This window comes from Microvirga thermotolerans (assembly GCF_009363855.1).
GTDB classification, from domain to species: domain Bacteria; phylum Pseudomonadota; class Alphaproteobacteria; order Rhizobiales; family Beijerinckiaceae; genus Microvirga; species Microvirga thermotolerans.
Map to the genome: position 1 here is coordinate 1,291,904 of NZ_CP045423.1, position 17,082 is coordinate 1,308,985.

At 70.1% G+C, this 17,082-nt stretch carries 18 protein-coding genes; 2 read left to right on the forward strand and 16 right to left on the reverse strand.

The window, feature by feature from the left end; all coding sequences use genetic code 11:
* Window positions 1–23: 23 nt before the first annotated feature.
* From GDR74_RS06025 to GDR74_RS06065, 9 genes are all read right to left on the reverse strand, one after another.
* On the reverse strand, window positions 24–686 hold the full coding sequence (locus GDR74_RS06025) for an HAD family hydrolase (RefSeq protein WP_152585460.1): 663 nt from the start codon (window positions 684–686) through the stop codon (window positions 24–26).
* A 71-nt stretch (window positions 687–757) separates the two neighbouring features.
* A complete protein-coding gene (locus tag GDR74_RS06030; RefSeq protein WP_194164700.1) occupies window positions 758–1,240 on the reverse strand; it encodes a F0F1 ATP synthase subunit B family protein in 483 nt (160 codons plus the stop codon).
* A 16-nt stretch (window positions 1,241–1,256) separates the two neighbouring features.
* Window positions 1,257–1,805 (reverse strand): F0F1 ATP synthase subunit B family protein, encoded by a 549-nt coding sequence (locus GDR74_RS06035; protein ID WP_152585462.1) that lies wholly within the window; start codon window positions 1,803–1,805, stop codon window positions 1,257–1,259.
* A gap of 122 nt (window positions 1,806–1,927) precedes the next feature.
* A complete protein-coding gene (locus GDR74_RS06040; protein ID WP_152585463.1) occupies window positions 1,928–2,152 on the reverse strand; it encodes a F0F1 ATP synthase subunit C in 225 nt (74 codons plus the stop codon).
* A 55-nt stretch (window positions 2,153–2,207) separates the two neighbouring features.
* Entirely contained in the window at window positions 2,208–2,936 is a 729-nt protein-coding gene (locus tag GDR74_RS06045; protein ID WP_152585464.1) for a F0F1 ATP synthase subunit A, read from the reverse strand.
* Between the two features lie 59 nt (window positions 2,937–2,995).
* Window positions 2,996–3,370 carry an AtpZ/AtpI family protein gene (locus GDR74_RS06050; protein WP_152585465.1) on the reverse strand — a complete coding sequence of 125 codons (375 nt, stop codon included), beginning with the start codon at window positions 3,368–3,370 and terminating at the stop codon, window positions 2,996–2,998.
* Between the two features lie 209 nt (window positions 3,371–3,579).
* Entirely contained in the window at window positions 3,580–7,038 is a 3,459-nt protein-coding gene (locus GDR74_RS06055; protein ID WP_152585466.1) for a chromosome segregation SMC family protein, read from the reverse strand.
* A 45-nt stretch (window positions 7,039–7,083) separates the two neighbouring features.
* Window positions 7,084–7,722, reverse strand: coding sequence for a DsbA family protein (locus GDR74_RS06060; protein ID WP_152585467.1), 639 nt, complete (start codon window positions 7,720–7,722; stop codon window positions 7,084–7,086).
* A gap of 71 nt (window positions 7,723–7,793) precedes the next feature.
* Window positions 7,794–8,297, reverse strand: coding sequence for a DUF721 domain-containing protein (locus GDR74_RS06065; RefSeq protein ID WP_152585468.1), 504 nt, complete (start codon window positions 8,295–8,297; stop codon window positions 7,794–7,796).
* 60 nt (window positions 8,298–8,357) lie between these two features.
* Here GDR74_RS06065 and mutY point away from each other — a divergent pair, with 60 nt between their 5' ends.
* Window positions 8,358–9,497, forward strand: coding sequence for an A/G-specific adenine glycosylase (gene mutY, locus GDR74_RS06070; RefSeq protein WP_152585469.1), 1,140 nt, complete (start codon window positions 8,358–8,360; stop codon window positions 9,495–9,497).
* Here the strand turns inward: mutY and GDR74_RS06075 are convergent.
* From GDR74_RS06075 to GDR74_RS06095, 5 genes are all read right to left on the reverse strand, one after another.
* A complete protein-coding gene (locus GDR74_RS06075; protein ID WP_152585470.1) occupies window positions 9,485–10,390 on the reverse strand; it encodes a LysR family transcriptional regulator in 906 nt (301 codons plus the stop codon). The genes mutY and GDR74_RS06075 overlap by 13 nt on opposite strands.
* 275 nt (window positions 10,391–10,665) lie before the next feature.
* Window positions 10,666–11,415 (reverse strand): metallophosphoesterase family protein, encoded by a 750-nt coding sequence (locus tag GDR74_RS06080; RefSeq protein WP_152585471.1) that lies wholly within the window; start codon window positions 11,413–11,415, stop codon window positions 10,666–10,668.
* Between the two features lie 74 nt (window positions 11,416–11,489).
* Window positions 11,490–12,683, reverse strand: coding sequence for a site-specific DNA-methyltransferase (locus tag GDR74_RS06085; RefSeq protein ID WP_152585472.1), 1,194 nt, complete (start codon window positions 12,681–12,683; stop codon window positions 11,490–11,492).
* Between the two features lie 158 nt (window positions 12,684–12,841).
* Entirely contained in the window at window positions 12,842–13,483 is a 642-nt protein-coding gene (locus GDR74_RS06090) for a ribonuclease HII (RefSeq protein ID WP_152585473.1), read from the reverse strand.
* Window positions 13,484–13,581: 98 nt separating this feature from the next.
* Window positions 13,582–14,763, reverse strand: a complete 1,182-nt coding sequence (locus tag GDR74_RS06095; RefSeq protein WP_194164637.1) for a PA0069 family radical SAM protein — start codon at window positions 14,761–14,763, stop codon at window positions 13,582–13,584.
* Window positions 14,764–14,878: 115 nt separating this feature from the next.
* Here GDR74_RS06095 and GDR74_RS06100 point away from each other — a divergent pair, with 115 nt between their 5' ends.
* Window positions 14,879–15,382: a glycosyltransferase family 2 protein gene (locus GDR74_RS06100; protein WP_152585474.1), complete on the forward strand. Its 504-nt coding sequence runs from the start codon at window positions 14,879–14,881 to the stop codon at window positions 15,380–15,382.
* 7 nt (window positions 15,383–15,389) lie between these two features.
* On the opposite strand, the gene moaB is transcribed toward GDR74_RS06100, so the two are convergent.
* Complete coding sequence (gene moaB, locus GDR74_RS06105; RefSeq protein WP_152585475.1) at window positions 15,390–15,944, reverse strand: molybdenum cofactor biosynthesis protein B; 555 nt, start codon at window positions 15,942–15,944, stop codon at window positions 15,390–15,392.
* 204 nt (window positions 15,945–16,148) lie between these two features.
* Entirely contained in the window at window positions 16,149–17,006 is an 858-nt protein-coding gene (ypfJ, locus tag GDR74_RS06110) for a KPN_02809 family neutral zinc metallopeptidase (RefSeq protein WP_152585476.1), read from the reverse strand.
* Window positions 17,007–17,082: the final 76 nt, after the last annotated feature.

Here is a 17,082-nt window from a genome sequence, read left to right on the forward strand (position 1 = left end):
CCGCGGCCGGAAGCGGGAGAAGCCTATGCGATCCGGGCGGCGTGCTCTCGTACCATCTCGGGCAGGTCCGCCATCCGCTCCAGGATGACGGGAGCGCCGGCGTCCCGCAGCCGGTCCGCATGAGCCGGTCCGCAATGGCCGCCGCCGACGAAGCCGATCACGGGCATTCCGGCTGCGCGGGCGGCACGCACGCCGGAAGGGGAATCCTCGATCACCAGGCACTCTCCCGGCCCTGCGCCGAGCCGCGCGGCCGCGTGGAGGAAGAGGTCCGGCGCCGGCTTGCCGCGGGCGACCTCCGTTGCGCTGAACACGTTGTCGAAGAGGTCCGCAAGGCCGGTGACGCGCAGCGACAGGGCGATCCGGTCATGGGTGGAGGAGGAGGCGACGCAGCGGCGGTGGGGGAGGGCGAGGATCGCCTCCTTCACGCCGGGGATCGGCTGCAGCTCCTCCTCGAAGCGGGCGAAGAGGGTGCGGTTCAGGCGCTCCCCGAAATCCTCCGGCAGGCGGCATGCGTGAGCCGCCTCGATCCGCGCCACCATGTCCTTGAGCGAAACCCCGACGAACTCGGCCATGATCCGCTCCGGCGTGTAGGGGAAGCCGAGGCCGGTCAGGATCTCGGCGTCGATCCGGCAGGCGAGGGATTCGGAATCCACCAGCACCCCGTCGCAGTCGAAGATCAGCAGCATGGAAGTCCCCTCGAAAACGACGAAGGCCGCCCCGGGAAGCGGCCTTCGCGAAACGTCGATTTGATGAAGCCTTACTGGAGCTTGGCGCGGACGTCGCCCAGGCTCTTCTCCACCAGCGAGGCGCCGACCGGGCCGGACAGCTCGTCGCGCAGGACGCGCTCGGAGGCCTTCACGGCCGCGTCGACCGCCGCGGCGCGGACCTCGGCGGAGGCCTGGGCCTCGGCCTGGGCGATCTTCGCCTCGGCGGAAGCGGTGCGGCGCTTCACGAAATCGGCCATCTTCTCCTGGGCCTCGCGGGCCATCCGCTCGGCCTCCTCCTTGGCGGTGGAGACGATGTCGGCGGCCTCGCGCTCGGCGGCCTGGCGCTTGGCCTCGAACTCCTTGAGGAGCTTCTCGGCGTCCTGACGCAGGCGCTTGGCCTCGGCGAGCTCGTCGGCGATCCGCTTGCCGCGGGAATCGAGCGAGCTCATCACCTTGCCGGGAACCCCGTAGTAGAAGAGGACGCCCCAGAAGATCACGAAGGCGACGGCGACCCAGAATTCGGCGCTGGACAGCATGTGGATCTCCTGATCAAGCCTGGGTTTGGTCGATGGCGGCTTCCACCGCCTGCGGGGGCGGGGCCTTGCCGGTCAGGCGCTCGACGATGGCGCTGGCGGTCTCGACCGCGATGCCGCGGACATTGGCCATGGCCTCCGCCTTCTTCGTGGCGATGACCGCCTCGGCCTCGGCGAGGCGCTTGGCGAGGTCCGCCTCGAGCTCCTTGCGCTTGGCCTCGGTCTCGGCCGACACCTTGGCGCGGGTCTCCTGGGCGAGGGCCTGGGCGCGGGCGCGGGCTTCCGACAGCGCCTTCTCATAGGCGGTGCCGGCCTCCTCCGCGCGGGACTTCATGGCGGCCGCCTCGTCGAGGTCGCTCGCGATCGTCGTGCGGCGGTGCTCGATGATGCCCGAGAGACGCGGCAGAACCAGTTTGGAAAGCAGGACGTAGAGCGCGGCGAAGGTGATGGTCAGCCAGAGAATCTGGCCGCCGTAGGTTTCCGTCTTGAAGGGCGGAAAGCCGACGTCTTCGTGAGCGCCGCCGTGCGCCTCCGTTGCAGCATGGGTCGTCTGGGCCTGAGCCATGGAGCTGATCCTGATGGGACTTTACGTCATCCTCAAAACAATGAATGACGGCGGTGGTCCCGCCGTCACCTTTGTCGAAGCGAAGCGCTCAGCGCTTCGCCCTCCCGATCACCGTGAGGGTGTTAGGTGAACAGAAGGACGAGGGCGACGACGAGGCAGAAGATGCCGAGACCTTCCGCGAGCGCGGCGCCGATGAAGGCGCGGGCGAACTGACCGTCGGCCGCCGACGGGTTGCGCAGGGCGCCCGAGAGGAAGTTGCCGAAGATGTTGCCGACGCCCATGGCGGCGAGGCCCATGCCGATGCAGGCGAGGCCCGCCCCGAGGAACTTGAAAGCAATCGGATCCATCGTGATCTCCTTAAAGGGGTGTTTGACCGGGAGGAAGGGTTAACGCAGCGCAGACCTAGTGGCCCGGGTGCAGCGCGTCGTTGAGGTAGATGCAGGTCAACACCGTAAAGACGTAGGCCTGCAGTGCGGCGACGAGGAACTCGAGCGCCATGAGAGCGACCGCCATGAGGAGCGGAAGCGGAGAGAGGATCGCCAGGGCACCGCCCGCGCCGAGCAGCGCGACGACGAAGCCGGCGAAAACCTTGAGCGCGATGTGTCCCGCGAGCATGTTCGCGAAGAGACGCAGGGACAGGGAGATCGGCCGCGAAAGGAAGGAAATCAGCTCGATGACGACGATGAACGGCAGGAGCCAGCCCGGCACGCCCGAGGGCACGAAAAGCCCGAGGAAGTGGGTGCCGTGCTTCATGAAGCCGTAGACCACCACCGTGCCGATGACCAGGATGGCGAGCGAGAAGGTGACGATCACGTGGCTCGTGACCGTGAAGAATCCGGGGATCATGCCCAGCAGGTTTGCGGTGAGCACGAACATGAAGAGCGAGAAGACGAACGGGAAGAACCGCATCCCCTCTTCGCCCGTCGCATCCCGCAGGGTGCCGGCCACGAAATCGTGCAGCACCTCCGCGACCGACTGGGCGCGGCCGGGAACGAGGGCGCGCTTGCGGGTGGCGAGCATCAGGCCGCCGACGATGACCGCGACGGCGCCGACCATGAACAGCGACGAATTGGTGAAGTTGATGGCAGGAATGATAGGCTTGATCTGGAATTGCTCGATCGGGCTTGCCATGATCCGCTCTTAAAACCGCTGTTGCCTGTCGCCGCCTGCTGGCCGGGGTGTGGGATAGGTCACCGCTTCTCATCGTAGCGGGCGCCTTTGACGACCCCCGCCGCTCTCAGAAGATTGAGCATCCCGGCGCAGAAGCCGAGGATGAGGCAGACGATGAGCCCCCAGGGAGAGACCCCGAACAGGTGATCGACGATCCACCCGACGATCCCGCCCGCAGCCACGCCCGAGACGAACTCGGCGGAAAGCCTGAAGGCCTGGCCGAGAGCGCTGGAATCGGACTTCGTCCGGGACGGCGATCCTGTTGTCCTGGCTCGCTGTGCGGATGCCTGATCGATCCGCGCATCGAGAGATTTCAGTCTCGCTGTCAGGTTAGCATCGTCGGAACTGGTCGGCTCCTGACCGTTCTCGCCGTTCCGCTTGGTAGGGTCCGCCATGGCGTTCTCCTCATGTCAGCGGTACGGGAAAGGTCTGGAATCCCGGCCCCGAAAGCCGCGCGAAACATATGGGGGAGGGTCCCCCCTGTCAAGGACCGTCAGGAAAGATATAACTTCTTGAAATATAAGGCAAATGTTTCGCCGAGCGGAGGCTTCGCGCGGAATCGGTCACGATTCTTGGGCCGAATGATGACGATGCGCCAAAACCCTTACGCCGTCTCAAGGATGCGCTCGGCGCTCTGGAGATCGACCGAGACGAGCTGGGAGACGCCCCGCTCGGCCATGGTGACGCCGAAGAGGCGGTCCATGCGCGCCATGGTGATCGGGTTGTGGGTGATCACCACGAAGCGGGTCTCGGTGGAGCGCGCCATCTCCTCCAGCAGGTCGCAGTAGCGCTCCACGTTGGCGTCGTCGAGCGGCGCGTCCACCTCGTCCAGGACGCAGATCGGCGAGGGATTCGTGAGGAAGACGGCGAAGATCAGGGCGGTGGCGGTGAGGGCCTGCTCGCCGCCGGAGAGCAGGGTCATGCTCTGCGGCTTCTTGCCCGGCGGGCGGGCGAGGATCTCCAGCCCCGCCTCCAGGGGGTCGTCCGAATCCACCAGGGTGAGCTCGGCGGTGCCGCCGCCGAACAGGGTGGTGAACAGACGCTGGAAATGGCCGTTCACCACGTCGAAGGCGGCGAGGAGGCGTTCCCGGCCCTCCCGGTTGAGGCTGCCGATGGCGCCGCGCAGGCGCTTGATCGCCTCGACGAGGTCGTCCCGCTCCGCGGCGATGGAGCCGTGCTTGGTTTCGAGCTCGGCCAGCTCCTCCTCCGCGCGCAGGTTCACCGCGCCGAGGCGCTCCCGGTCCGCCTTGAGGGAATGGAGCCTGGCCTCGATCTCGCTCTGGCTCGGCAGCTCGACGCCTTCCTTGAGGCCGGCCAGCTCGATCAGCCCCGCCGGGGTCGTGTCCAGGTTCTCGGCGATGGCGCGGGTGATCTCCGCGAGGCGCTGGATCGCCGCCTCGTGGCGGGCCTGCGATCCGGCGCGCGCCTCGCGGGCGGCGGAGAGGGCCTCCAGGGCGGCGCGGGCGGCGCGGTCCGTCTCGGCGAGATGGGTCTCGGCGTCCGCCAGCCGGTCGGCGGCCTCCTGGCGCCTCGCCTCGGCCTCCTCGATCTCGGCCATGAGGGAGCGGCGGCGCATCAGGTAGGTATCGGGCGCCTCCAGAAGGCGCTGGTGCTCCTCCTGGGCCCGCTCCAGGCGCTCGCCCAGGTCCTCCAGGGCCCGTGCCGCGCGGGCGGCGCGCTCGGTCCACAGGCGGATGTCGCCGGCGATGGCCTCCCGCCGGCGGCGGCGCAGCTCCGCTTCGTGGACGAGGGACTGCAGGGCGGCCCGGGCCTCGGAGGCGGCGGCCCGGCGCTCGGCCACCCGGGTGCGCTCCTCCAGCAGCCGGTTTTCGAGGTCGGGCGCGGGGGCGAGATCCTCCAGGGCGGACTGGGCGTCGCTCACCCGTTCCCGAGCCTCGCTCTCGCTGGCGGACAAGCGGACGAGGGCCTCCTGGAGCGCCGAGCGGCGCTGACCCAGTTCCGCTTCCCGCCGCTCGGCCTGGGCGAGGCGGGTGCGGGCGGCGTCGAGGGCCTGCCGCGCCTGGCGGGCGGACTCGATGGCCTGCATTTCGTGGGCGGCGGCGGCGCGGACGGCGCTCAGGGCCTCCTCGGCCTCGTGGCGCAGGCGCTCGGACTCCTCCCGGGCGGCCGCGGCCTCGCGCTCCAGGTCGCCCAGGCGGTTCTTCTCGGCGAGGCGGCGGGCGGCGGGGGACGGGGCCTCCGCCGCGGTGGTGAAGCCGTCCCAGCGCCAGAGGTCGCCCTCCGGGGAGACGAGGCGCTGCCCGGGCCTCAGCAGCCCGCGCAGGCGAAGGCCGTCCTCCTTCGAGACGACGCCGATCTGCCGCAGGCGCCGCCGCAGGGGCGGGGGAGCCTCGCAGAGATCGGCGAGCGGCGTGACGCCTTCCGGAAGGGCCGGGTCCGCCTCGCCCGGGCCCGTATCGGCCCAGTGGGCGGGCGCGGAGGGATTGGTGGAGGCGTCGAGGTCGTCGCCGAGCGCCGCGCCGAGGGCGGTCTCGTAACCCTTCCGGACGGTGATCCGGTCCAGGGCCGGGGGCCAGAGGTCCCCGGTCGCGGAGGTGACGAGCTTGGCGAGCGTGCGGGCCTCGGTCTCGAGGCGCTGGGCCCGGCGCTCCGCCTCGTTCAGGGGCTGGCGCAGGCGGTTCTCGCCCTCCCGGGCGGCGGCCAGGGCCTCGCGGGCGACGATCACCGCCTCCTCCGCGTTCTGGGCCGCTTCCTCGGCGAGGGCGGCCTCCTCGCGCAGGTCGTCCACGGACGGGCCGTCCTCCGGAGGCGCGGCGAGGGCGGCGATGTCCCGCTCGATGCGCTCCTTCTCGGCGGCGAATCGGGCCGCCCGTTCCATCTCCTCGCGGATCGTCCGCTCCAGGGCCGCCCGGCGGGCGTTGAGGTCCGAGGTCTGGGCCTGGAGGGCGCCGAGCGCCGCCTCCGCCTCGGCGAGCGCCGCCTCGGCGGCCTGGAGGCGTTCCTCGCTGGCGGTGCGGGCGTCGTCCGCGCCGTCCGTGGTCAGGGCGATCTCGGCCTCCTCCTCGCGCAGCCGCGCGATGGTCGCCTCCGCATCGCCCCGCTGGGCGGTCTCGCGGGCGAGGTCCCGGTGGATGTCGCCAATGTGGCGCTCGAGCTCCGTCACGCGCTCCTTGGAGCGCCGCTCCTCGGATTCGAGCTCGCTGCGGGCATGGGTCAGGCGCTGCAGGGCCGCGGCCGCCTTGGCCTCCGCCTCGCGCAGGGGCGGGATGGCATGGGCCGCGACCGCCTGGGCCGTGGCGGCCTTCGTCTGCTCCTCCGTGCGGTCGGCGACCGCCTTGAGGTCCTCGGCCGCCTGCCTCTCGGCGCTCGCCGCCTGCTCGCGGGCCTCGGCGAAGCCGATCGCATAGAGCAGGGCCTCGAGGCGGCGGATCTCGGCGGAGAGATTCTTGTAGCGGGAGGCCTGGCGGCCCTGGCGCTTGAGGCTGTCGACCTGCGTCTCCAGCTCCCGGATCACGTCCTCGACGCGCAGGAGGTTGTCCTCCGCCGCCTTCAGCCGCAGCTCCGCCTCGTGGCGGCGGGCGTGGAGCCCGGCGATGCCGGCCGCGTCCTCGAGGATGCGGCGGCGGGCCTGGGGCTTGGCGGAGATGATCTCGCTGATCTGCCCCTGCCGCACCAGGGCGGGGGAGCGGGCGCCGGTGGCGGCGTCCGCGAAGAGGATCTGCACGTCGCGGGCGCGCACCTCTTTGCCGTTGATCCGGTAGGTGGAGCCCTCCTCGCGCTCGATCTTGCGCGAGATTTCGAGAAGATCGGCGTCGTTGAAGGCGGCCGGGGCCGTGCGCTCGCTGTTGTCGATGGTGAGCATCACCTCGGCGGTGTTGCGCGCCGGCCGGCTGCCCGAGCCGGAGAAGATGACGTCGTCCATGCCCGAGGCGCGCATGTTCTTGTGGGAATTCTCTCCCATCACCCAGCGCAGGGCCTCGACCAGGTTGGACTTGCCGCAGCCGTTCGGGCCGACCACGCCGGTGAGGCCCGGCTCGATCAGGAAATCGGTCGGCTCGACGAAGGTCTTGAACCCGGCGATGCGAAGGCGCGTCAGCTTCATCGACGCGCCTTTCCGCCCCGCCCGGCGGGGGCGGGGTCAGAGAGCTTAGGCTCCCAGCAAGGGCTTGATGATCTTCTCAAGCTCATCGATCGACATGCTTCCCGGGTGGCGCTGGCCATTGATGAAGAAGGTCGGGGTCGAGTCCACCTTGAACTGCTCGATGGCCCGGTTCTTCACCGCGTTTACCGCGTCATATAGTTTCTGGTCCCGCAAGCAAGCGTCGAATTTCTCCTGTGAAAAACCGGCCTGCCTCATGATCTGCCGCAGGGCGTCGAGGGGCTTGTCCACGAAGGCCCAGTTCTTCTGCTGCTCGAAGAGCAGGTCGGTGATCGGGTAGTACTTGTCGTTGCCGTCGCAGCGGGCGAGCATGAAGCCGGCGGTGGCGAGGGGGTCGAGGGGGAACTCGCGCAGGATGAAGCGCACCTTGCCCGTGTCCACGTAGCGCTTCTTCAGCTCCGGCCAGGTCTCCTTGTGGAAATGCCCGCAGTGGGAGCAGGTCAGGGAGGCGTATTCGACGATCGTGACCTTCGCGTCGGCCGGGCCGAGGGCGACGTCCCCGAGGGGACCCTGCACAGCGAGATCCTGGACCGAGACGTTCTGCGCGAAGGCCGGCAGGCTCGTCGCCAGGAAGGCCGCGGCCGCCGCGGTGCCGAGAAGCTGAAGCGTTTGACGCCGGGTGATCATCTGCAAAGGCTCCGTGAGAATTTTCGTCCTGCGGTAGAGTGAGACGCGGCCTCTGGCAAGCGTCCGGGCCGTCACGCTTTCGTGCGCGAGCCGACGATGGCCTGCCCGAGGCGGTCGAGCGCCGCCTTCAGGGTTTCGTCCTCGATGGGGCCGACCGCGGCGCTGAGCCGCTTCCGGTCCGCCTCCGTGAGGGGACGCGGGACCGGGCGGGCCTTCTCGGTCCGCCGGACGGGGCCCTGCTTGAGCACGAGCTTTCCGATGCAGCGCCAGCCGTAATAGGTGTTGACCCGGTCGATGACGACGGGGGCGAGATGCTGCATCTCCAGGGCGAAGGCGCTCTCCACCCGCACGACCAGGGTGGCCGGTTCGGGGCGGGCCTCCGGGTCCGCATGGGGGCCCCTGCGCTTCCACTCGATCCTCAGCGGCTGCGAGAAGCCTGCCAGGCGCTCCCCGACGATCTCGGGCCAGGCGACGATCACGTCCGAAGTGGCGAAGCCCTGCGCCGCGAGGCTCGGGCCGAGACACGTGTCGAGGAATTCGGCAAGGGGGCGGGGCCTGGGCCGCGTCTGGCGCATGTTGATTTCGATCCGAAAGGCGCGTTGGAATATTCCGTCAGGACGGTTATTCCACGCCACATGTTAACGTCCGCCGCGCGCGTCACCAAGCCCGATCCTGCCGACCTGCTCGCCTGGTACGACCGGCACCGGCGCGACCTGCCGTGGCGCGCCGGTGCGGGAGAGGCGGCCGATCCCTACCGGGTGTGGCTGTCCGAGATCATGCTTCAGCAGACCACCGTCACGGCGGTCAGGCCGTTCTACGAGGCGTTCCTGAAGCGCTTTCCCAGCGTCGCGGCCCTGGCGGAGGCGCCTGCCGATTCGGTCATGCAGGCCTGGGCCGGGCTCGGCTACTACTCCCGCGCCCGCAACCTCCATGCCTGCGCGAAGGCGGTGGTCGAGCGGCACGGGGGCCGTTTTCCCGAAACCGAGGACGAACTCCTGAAGCTTCCGGGCATCGGCGCCTACACGGCGGCGGCGGTCGCCGCCATCGCCTTCGGCCGGCGGGCCGCGGCGGTGGACGGCAACGTGGAGCGGGTCGTCTCCCGGCTCTTTTCCGTCGAGGAGCCCCTGCCGAAGGCCAGGCCCCTGATCCGGACCCTCACCCTCGATCTCGTCCCGGACGGCCGGCCGGGGGACTTCGCGCAGGCGCTCATGGACCTGGGGGCCACGATCTGCACGCCGAAGCGCCCGGCCTGCGCCCTCTGTCCCTGGATGGTTCCCTGCAAGGCGCGCGCCGAGGGGCTGCAGGAGGCCTATCCGAAGAAGCTCAGGAGGGAGGCCGGACAGCTCCGGCGCGGGGCCGCCTTCGTGGTGCTGCGCGCCGACGACAGCATCCTCCTGCGCACCCGCCCGGCGCAGGGTCTCCTGGGCGGCATGGCGGAGACGCCCACGAGCCCGTGGGAGCCCGGATACGAGCCCGCCCGGGCCGTGCTGGACGCGCCCATCGAGGCCCGGTGGCAGCGCCTGCCGGGGACGGTGCGCCACGTGTTCACGCACTTCCCCCTCGAGCTGACCGTGCTCTTCGCGAAGGTCCCGCGGGACACGCCGGCGCCGGACGACATGCGCTGGACGCCGCGCCGCGCGCTTTCCGGAGAGGCCCTGCCGGGCGTCATGAAGAAGGTGATCGCCCATGCCCTCGGCGGGGCCGCGCCCCTCGGCAAGGGAGAGAAGGACGGAACGCGCAAGGGACGCCCGGGACGAGGGCCTCAGGCGTCCTGACGGGTTCCGGCGAGGGCGTGGCGCTCGCGCCTGAAGAGGTCGACCAGGGCCGCCGAGACCCTGGCGACGCTCTCGCGGTTGCGCCCCCGCCTGTGGGTGACGAGGAAGATGTCCTCGACCATCTCCTCCGTCGGGTCCGCCACCCGCACGAGATCGGGATCGGCGTCGCCCAGCCAGCAGGGCAGGACGGCGGCGCCGAGGCCCGCCTTCGCGGCCTGGTAGCGGATCGGCACGTCGCCGATCCGCGCCGCAATGGGACGGCCGGCGGCATAGCGGACGATGAAGGCGGCCTGCCGGGACAGGTTCGGGTCCTCCGGCGGCACGATCACGGCGGAGACGTCGGGAGTGCGGGCATAGATCGCGAAGGCGATGCGCCCGATCCGGCGGACGATCAGGTCCTCCTCCTCGGGCATCCGGCGCATGCGCAGGGCGATGTCGGCCTCCGCCGCGGCGAGGTCCGCCTTGCGGCGCATGGGAATGTAGGCGATCTCCGCCGGAGCCGTGGCCTGCGCGAGGCTCGCCGCGTGGTGCGACAGGAACATGGTCACCGACATGGTGGCGGTGAGGCGCACCGGGGCGGCCGGATCGGGACGGTAGGCGGCGGCGAGCTTCGGCACGGCGCGCGCCGCTTCGGCCATGGGCGAGGCCGCCTCCAGCACCGCCCGCCCGGCCTCGGTGAGGACGAGGCTGTTGGGGCCGCGCTGGAACAGGTCCACACCGAGGCATTCCTCGAGGGCGCGGACCCGGCGGGCGATGGTGGGCTGGCTCTGCCCGAGCGCCCGCCCGGCGCCGTTCATCGATCCATGAGCCACCACAGCCAGGAAGATCCTGAGGTCGTCCCAGGACGGTTCCGCCCGGGCGTGCCGGGATGGGTCGAGAGAAGCAGTATCCATGAGACGAGATTAAAGCCGTTCTGGCGCGGCGGCATAGAGCATTTTCAGGAGAAGTGGGAACCGGTTTTCGCTGACGCGGCCCTCCGGGTCCGTCCGAAAATGCGGCAAACCAAGAGCTTCGGAGCGGAGTGCGATTCCATGGGAACGCAACCCGCTTTAGGGGCGCATCTCCGGTGGCGCGTTCGTCCGCCAGCATCGGATATCGCGGGGCCGGGATCGGTCCCCCAGGATCGTGTGGGCCGTCTTCATCCGTGAAGAGGGCCGCCCCCCTCCGCTCAAGCGGCCGAAGGCATCCGCCCCGTCCGCAGGGCGAAGGCCCATTCGGGGCGCCCGTTCCGCTCGGCGCGGGCCGCGGCCTTTCCGTGGTCGTAGGAGACGGCGACGAAGTGCACGTCGGTTTCGCCGTCCGGCAGCAGGTCGAGCACCGCGTAGCGCGCGTGCGGCGTGCCGGATTCGGACACGATGGGAGGATCGTTCGAGACCTCCACGGCCGGGCAGCCCACGCTGCCCGGATTGACGACGAGGGTGCCGCCCGTCAGGCGCACGAGGTCCGGGCGGTGGCTGTGCCCGCACAGGACGATCCTCGCCGGGACGTCTCCCAGGGCCCTTTCGATGTCGTGCGTGCGTCCGCGGACGAGGCGCCCCGACTCGATCGCGTCGATGAGGAAGGTGTTGTCGTCGTGCGGCGTGCCGTGGCAGGCGAGAAGCCCCGGAGCGGCGAGGGCGGTGGCGGGGAGGTCGCGCAGCCGCTCGATCTGGCGGGGCGCGAGGTTCTCGTAGGCGAAGGAGTCCGACGGCCCCATCTCGCTCACGTCGAGGCATGCCACCTGCCGCTCGTGGTTGCCGCGGATCGTGATCGCGTCGAGCCCTTCGAGGAGCTCCATGGTTTCCCGCGGCCAGAGCGGGCCGGAAACGCAGTCGCCGAGATTGACGACCCGGTCCGGGCGGCGCTTCTCCAGGTCCGCGAGGACGGCCTCGAGGGCGGGCAGGTTGCCGTGGATGTCGGAGATGACCGCGATCTTCATCGGTGCGCCTTCTGAAATGAAAATCCCCGGCGGGGGCCGGGGATCCTATCCGGTCCCGATGTCGGGCGAAACGGCTACGCCGCCAGCTCGGCGCGGATCTTCGCGCGGAACGCGTCGATGGAGACGAGCGCGCCGTTGCGCTCCACGTTCCAGAAGGTCCAGCCGTTGCAGGCCGGCAGGCCCTGGACGAGGGCGCCGATCTTGTGGATCGAGCCCACGATGGCGCCGAGCGCCAGGGTGCCGTCGGCGCGCACCGTCGCCCGGTAGCGGCGGCGCTCGTCCACGAGAATCTCGCCGGCCTTCACGTAGCCGCCCTCGATCAGGGCGAGGAACGGCACCCGCGCCTCCGCGCGCTTCTCCGGCGGCGCGGCGAAGGCCACGTCGGAGAGGGGCTCGACGGCGTCGATTCGCGCCCGGGCCGCCTGCGCGTAGACCGGGTCGCGCTCGAGGCCGATGAAGTGGCGGCCGAGCTTCTTCGCCACGGCGCCGGTGGTGCCGGTGCCGAAGAACGGGTCGAGCACCACGTCGCCGGGATTGGAGGAGGAGAGCAGCACGCGGGCGAGCAGGGCCTCCGGCTTCTGGGTCGGGTGCACCTTGCGGCCCCGCGCATCCTTGAGGCGCTCCTCGCCGGTGCAGAGGGGGATGAACCAGTCCGAGCGCATCTGGACGTCCTCGTTGCCGGCCTTCAGCGCGTCGTAATGGAAGGTGTAGCTCTTCGCCTCCGCGCTCTTGGAGGCCCAGATCATGGTCTCGTGCGCGTTGGTGAAGCGGCGGCCCTTGAAGTTCGGCATCGGGTTGGCCTTGCGCCAGACGATGTCGTTGAGGAGCCAGAAATCCAGGTCCTGCAGGGCGGTGCCGACCCGGAAGATGTTGTGGTAGGAGCCGATCACCCAGATCGTCGCGTTCTTCTTCATGACGCGGCGCACGCCGGCGAGCCAGGCGCGGGTGAAGGCGTCGTACTCGGAAAAGCTCGCGAACTTGTCCCAGTCGTCGTCGACCGCGTCGACGCGGCTCTGGTCCGGACGCGTCAGCGCCTGTTCGAGCTGCAGGTTGTAGGGCGGGTCCGCGAAGACCACGTCCACGCTCTCGGGCGGGAGCTTCTCCAGGCTGGCGATGCAGTCGCCGACGAGGATCTGGTCGATGGGAAGAGTCGGCAGGACGGAAAGGGAGGCTTTGCGCCCCATCCGAGGCGCCGGCGCAGGCCGCCCGGTACGCGAGACATCAATCCGGGTGGCGGCGCCGGCAGCCCCGGTACGCGAGGTACCCATGGGTGATCACCGGTTACGCAACTGACAATCCGGATCATGAGGCGTCAGGGTAAAGACGAAGTTTCCAAGCGCGAAAAAAGGCGTCCCGTTTCAGGTCGGCAATTTCTGCCTACGTATTGAATTCATTGGGTTTTTTCGTTAACGGCGATTAAGGTCGGTTACAGGTCGAGTAACCCTTGGCGCAGGGGCGCGAAACTCATCCGGTGGAACGGGCAGGGGCCCTCGCTCGCGAGCACCGAAAGATGCGTCTTCGTGCTGTAGCCGGCGTTCGTCGCGAATCCGTAGGCCGGGTAGCTGCCGTGGAGCCGGGCCATCAGCCTGTCGCGGATCACCTTGGCGACGATGGAGGCGGCGGCGATGGAGGCGATCCGCGAATCGCCCTTCACGATGGCCTCCACGGAGCAGGGCAGGTCGGGCGGGTCGTTGCCGTCGACGAGGGCCATGTCGGGCGTGCAGGGCAGCGCCGCGAGCGCCCGGCACATGGCCTGGAGCGAGGCCCTGCGGATGTTGATGGCGTCGATCTCCGCGTGCGACACTGACGCGACGCCCACCTGCGCGGTTGCGAGGATCTCGGCGAAGAGGGCCTCGCGCTTCTGCGCCGTCAGCGCCTTCGAATCGGCGAGTCCGGACGGGACGTTCTCCAGATCGAGCACCACCGCCGCCGCGACCACGGGCCCCGCCAGCGGCCCGCGCCCCACCTCGTCGAGCCCCGCGATGCAGCGGAAGCCGGCGGCGCGGGCGGAAAGCTCGCGGTCGAGGCCGAGGCCCTTACCTTCGGATGTGCGAATCGCTGCGGTCATGACGGCATCAAAGCGGGAACGTCGTTTCTTTGACAGTCTGTCGAATGTCGCGTTGCGCTTGCTTGCGGTGCCATGCCTTCCGAAGGCCTGCGCTGCTTTCAGAACAACGACAGCTGCCCCGTATCCTTCGCCGGCGGGGTGAACAGGTCCGTGCGCAGCTTCCAGACGCGCTTGTTGAGGCCGAGCCGCTCGGCGGCGGTCTCGAACCGGCGGCCGATCATCCAGGCATAGGGGCCGATGCCGGTCTGGCGCGTGCCCCACCGGGCGTCGTAGTCCTTGCCGCCGCGCGCCTCCTGCAGGAGCGAGAACACGTGGTTGAGCTTGTCCGGGTAGTGCTCCACCAGCCAGTCGCGCATGAGGTCCTTGAGGTCGTGCGGCAGGCGCAGCAGCACGTAGCCCGCCTCCTGCGCGCCCGCCATGTGCGCCGCCTTCAGGATCGCCTCGATCTCGTGGTCGTTGATCGCCGGGATGATCGGCGCCACCAGCACGGCGACCGGAATGCCCGCCTCCGAGAGCCTGCGCACCGTCTCCAGCCGCTTGGCGGGGGAGGCGGCGCGGGGCTCCATCCGGCGGGCGAGCTTCGGGTCGAGGGTCGTGATCGAGATCGCCACCTTGGCGAGTTGCCGGTCGGCCATGCGGGCCAGGATGTCGATGTCGCGGGTCACGAGGGCGGACTTCGTGACGATCCCCACCGGATGGTTCGCCCGGTCCAGCACCTCCAGGATGCCGCGGGTGATGCGGAAGCGGCGCTCCACCGGCTGATAGGGATCGGTGTTCGAGCCGAGCGCGATCACCTTCGGCTCGTAGGAGGGGGCGCGCAGCTCCTTCTCCAGAAGGTCCGGCGCACCGGGCTTCGCGAAGATCTTGGTCTCGAAGTCGAGCCCGGAGGACAGGCCCTGGTAGGCGTGGGTCGGCCGCGCGAAGCAATAGGCGCAGCCGTGCTCGCAGCCGCGATAGGGATTGATGGAGCGGTCGTAGCCGATGTCGGGCGAATCGTTTCGCGTGATGATCGTGCGCGGCTTCTCGACGATCACCTCGGTCGGCAGCGGGGGAAGCTCCTCCTCGAGGTCCCAGCCGTCGTCGAAGGCCTCGCGCCGGGCGGGCTCGTAGCGTCCCGTCGGGTTCGACACGGAGCCGCGCCCGCGCCGCCGCTCGCCCTCGACCCGGTAGGCCGGGTCCTCCATCCGGCGCCGTGCGGCTTCCGCGGCCTCGATGGGGGAGCGGGAGACCGGCCGGGACAGGACGGGATCGCGGGGTGTTTCCCTGAAGCGGATGGTCATGGCAGCCTCGAGCGAATCCGGCGATGAGAACGTTTTAGGAACAAAGAACAAAAATGGAACGAGATCAAGTCATCTTCGTGGCGACTCCGGCCGCGAAGGGGGATAGGGTGCCCGCATGATCACGGTTCTCGTCCGCGCGCGGCGGGGCCCCGAGGCCCTGGCCGTCACCCTGAGCGCCCTCGTTCCCGCCGTTGCGGCGGGCCTGGTGGGCGATGCCGTCGTGCTGTCGGAGAGCCCGGACCGCGCCGTCGAGCGGGTGGCGGACGCCGCCGGGGCGACCCTGATCGCCGGGCATGGCGCTTCCTGGCGGGAGGGGGCGCGGGTCGCGCGCCACGAATGGCTCCTGTGCCTCGACGACGGGGACGTGCCGGAGGAGGGATGGATCCGGGTTCTCGAACGGTTCGTGGCGCTCGGCCCGCGGGCGGGCCGGCTCGGGCGCCTGCGCCGCCGGCATCCGGGAATCCTGCCGGGTCTTCGCGACCTCGTGCGCGGGCTTGCTCGCCGGGGCGAGGTGCGGGCGGGCGACCTCGTCCACAGGCGGGTCCTGCTGGAAGGGCAGCGCCCCGGCCGGCCCGTGCGGATCGCGGCCGCCGTCGCCCGCGATCCGGCCTTCGGGTGAGGGGCGGTCAGGCCTTCGGCCTGCCCCGTTTCAGGTGCTCGTCGAGGCGCGGCATGATCTCGACGAAGTTGCAGGGGCGATGGCGGTAGTCGAGCTGGGACGAGAGGATGCCGTCCCACGCGTCCCTGCACGCGCCGGGGGAGCCCGGCAGCACGAACACGAAGGTCGTGCCGACAAGCCCCGCCGTGGCGCGGGACTGGATCGTCGAGGTGCCGATCTTGTCGAAGCTGATGCGGTGGAAGACCGCCGAGAATCCGTCCATGCGCTTGTCGAAGAGCGGCTCGATGGCCTCCGGCGTCACGTCCCGGCCCGTGAAGCCGGTGCCGCCGGTGGTGATGACGGCATCGACCGCAGGATCGTCCGCCCAGCCCCGCACCTTCGCGCGGATCGCGTCCACGTCGTCCGGCACGATGGCCCGGTCGGCCAGCCGGTGCCCGGCCCGGGTGAGGCGCTCGACGAGGGTGTCGCCCGACCTGTCGTCGGCGGGCGAGCGGGTGTCCGAGACGGTCAGGACCGCGATGGACAGGGGAACGAAGGGAAGCGTCTCGTCGATGCCGGGCATGGGAAGCGTCTCGCGTTCGGTCCGGTCTACCGCTCCTGCGCGACGCAATCCAGCGGAAGTCAGGCGATGGAGGAACGAGGGGCGCACCTTCCCTCCCCCTTGCGGGGAGAGGGTGTGGCGGCGCTTTCCGTGAAACCCGTGATCCGCGGGGGGCGAATTTATGCCGAAAGCATCCGGCTCCGGCGGAAGCGAAAAGGCGCGTTCCTAGAGCCGGCTCGCCCGGAAGGTATCGCAGGCCTGGATCTTGCCGGTCTTGAGGCCTGTCATCAGCCAGCGCACCCGCTGCTCCGAGGAGCCGTGGGTGAAGCTGTCGGGCACCACGCGGCCCTGGCTCTGCTTCTGCAGGCGGTCGTCGCCGATGGCCTCCGCCGCCGCGATCGCCTCCTCCACGTCGCCCTGCTCCAGGGACTGCCAGCGCTGCTGCGAGTGGTGCGCCCAGACGCCGGCGAGGCAGTCGGCCATCAGCTCGACGCGGACGGAGAGCTGGTTGCGCTCGGCCGTTCCCACCTCCTGCTGGCGCGCCTGGACGCGGGGCAGGATGTCGAGCTGGTTCTCCACGTGGTGGCCGACCTCGTGGGCGATCACGTAGGCATAGGCGAAGTCGCCGCCCGCGCGGAAGCGCTGCTGCATCTCCTGGAAGAAGGAGAGGTCGATATAGACGGTCTGGTCCAGGGGGCAGTAGAACGGCCCCATGGCGGATTGGGCGGCGCCGCAGCCGGAACGCGTCGCGCCGGAGAAGAGCACGAGCTTCGGCGGCTTGTACGGCCGGTTCGCCTGCTGGGGCAGGACCGCCCCCCACACGTCCTCCGTGTTGCCGAGGATCGCCGCCGCGAAGCGGCCCATCTCGTCCTGGGGCGTGCCCTGCCGGCCCTGCTGCTGCTGGTAGCCGCCCTGGTTGGCGATCATCTCGGCACCGCCGATGAGCAGGCGCGGGTCGATGCCGAGCGCCCAGCCGATGAGGCCGAGCACCACGATCGTGCCGATCCCCAGGCCTCCCGCGCCTCCGGGAATCCCGCGGCGGTCTTCCACATTGGATGAGGTTCGAAAATCTTCCCAGCGCATGATCCGCCCTCGTGAGGCGTCAGCCGCCCCGGTGAAGCGATAAAGCTGGAGTGCGCGGACCGGTTCCGCAAGAGCG

Bases quoted from the DNA above. Each gene is read 5' to 3' on its own strand.
- GDR74_RS06025 (WP_152585460.1), bottom strand. From the start codon at position 686: ATGCTGCTGATCTTCGACTGCGACGGGGTGCTGGTGGATTCCGAATCC.
- GDR74_RS06035 (WP_152585462.1), bottom strand. From the start codon at position 1,805: ATGGCTCAGGCCCAGACGACCCATGCTGCAACGGAGGCGCACGGCGGC.
- GDR74_RS06040 (WP_152585463.1), bottom strand. From the start codon at position 2,152: ATGGATCCGATTGCTTTCAAGTTCCTCGGGGCGGGCCTCGCCTGCATC.
- GDR74_RS06045 (WP_152585464.1), bottom strand. From the start codon at position 2,936: ATGGCAAGCCCGATCGAGCAATTCCAGATCAAGCCTATCATTCCTGCC.
- GDR74_RS06050 (WP_152585465.1), bottom strand. From the start codon at position 3,370: ATGGCGGACCCTACCAAGCGGAACGGCGAGAACGGTCAGGAGCCGACC.
- GDR74_RS06055 (WP_152585466.1), bottom strand. From the start codon at position 7,038: ATGAAGCTGACGCGCCTTCGCATCGCCGGGTTCAAGACCTTCGTCGAG.
- GDR74_RS06060 (WP_152585467.1), bottom strand. From the start codon at position 7,722: ATGATCACCCGGCGTCAAACGCTTCAGCTTCTCGGCACCGCGGCGGCC.
- GDR74_RS06065 (WP_152585468.1), bottom strand. From the start codon at position 8,297: ATGCGCCAGACGCGGCCCAGGCCCCGCCCCCTTGCCGAATTCCTCGAC.
- mutY (WP_152585469.1), top strand. From the start codon at position 8,358: ATGTTAACGTCCGCCGCGCGCGTCACCAAGCCCGATCCTGCCGACCTG.
- GDR74_RS06075 (WP_152585470.1), bottom strand. From the start codon at position 10,390: ATGGATACTGCTTCTCTCGACCCATCCCGGCACGCCCGGGCGGAACCG.
- GDR74_RS06080 (WP_152585471.1), bottom strand. From the start codon at position 11,415: ATGAAGATCGCGGTCATCTCCGACATCCACGGCAACCTGCCCGCCCTC.
- GDR74_RS06085 (WP_152585472.1), bottom strand. From the start codon at position 12,683: ATGGGTACCTCGCGTACCGGGGCTGCCGGCGCCGCCACCCGGATTGAT.
- GDR74_RS06090 (WP_152585473.1), bottom strand. From the start codon at position 13,483: ATGACCGCAGCGATTCGCACATCCGAAGGTAAGGGCCTCGGCCTCGAC.
- GDR74_RS06095 (WP_194164637.1), bottom strand. From the start codon at position 14,763: ATGACCATCCGCTTCAGGGAAACACCCCGCGATCCCGTCCTGTCCCGG.
- GDR74_RS06100 (WP_152585474.1), top strand. From the start codon at position 14,879: ATGATCACGGTTCTCGTCCGCGCGCGGCGGGGCCCCGAGGCCCTGGCC.
- moaB (WP_152585475.1), bottom strand. From the start codon at position 15,944: ATGCCCGGCATCGACGAGACGCTTCCCTTCGTTCCCCTGTCCATCGCG.
- ypfJ (WP_152585476.1), bottom strand. From the start codon at position 17,006: ATGCGCTGGGAAGATTTTCGAACCTCATCCAATGTGGAAGACCGCCGC.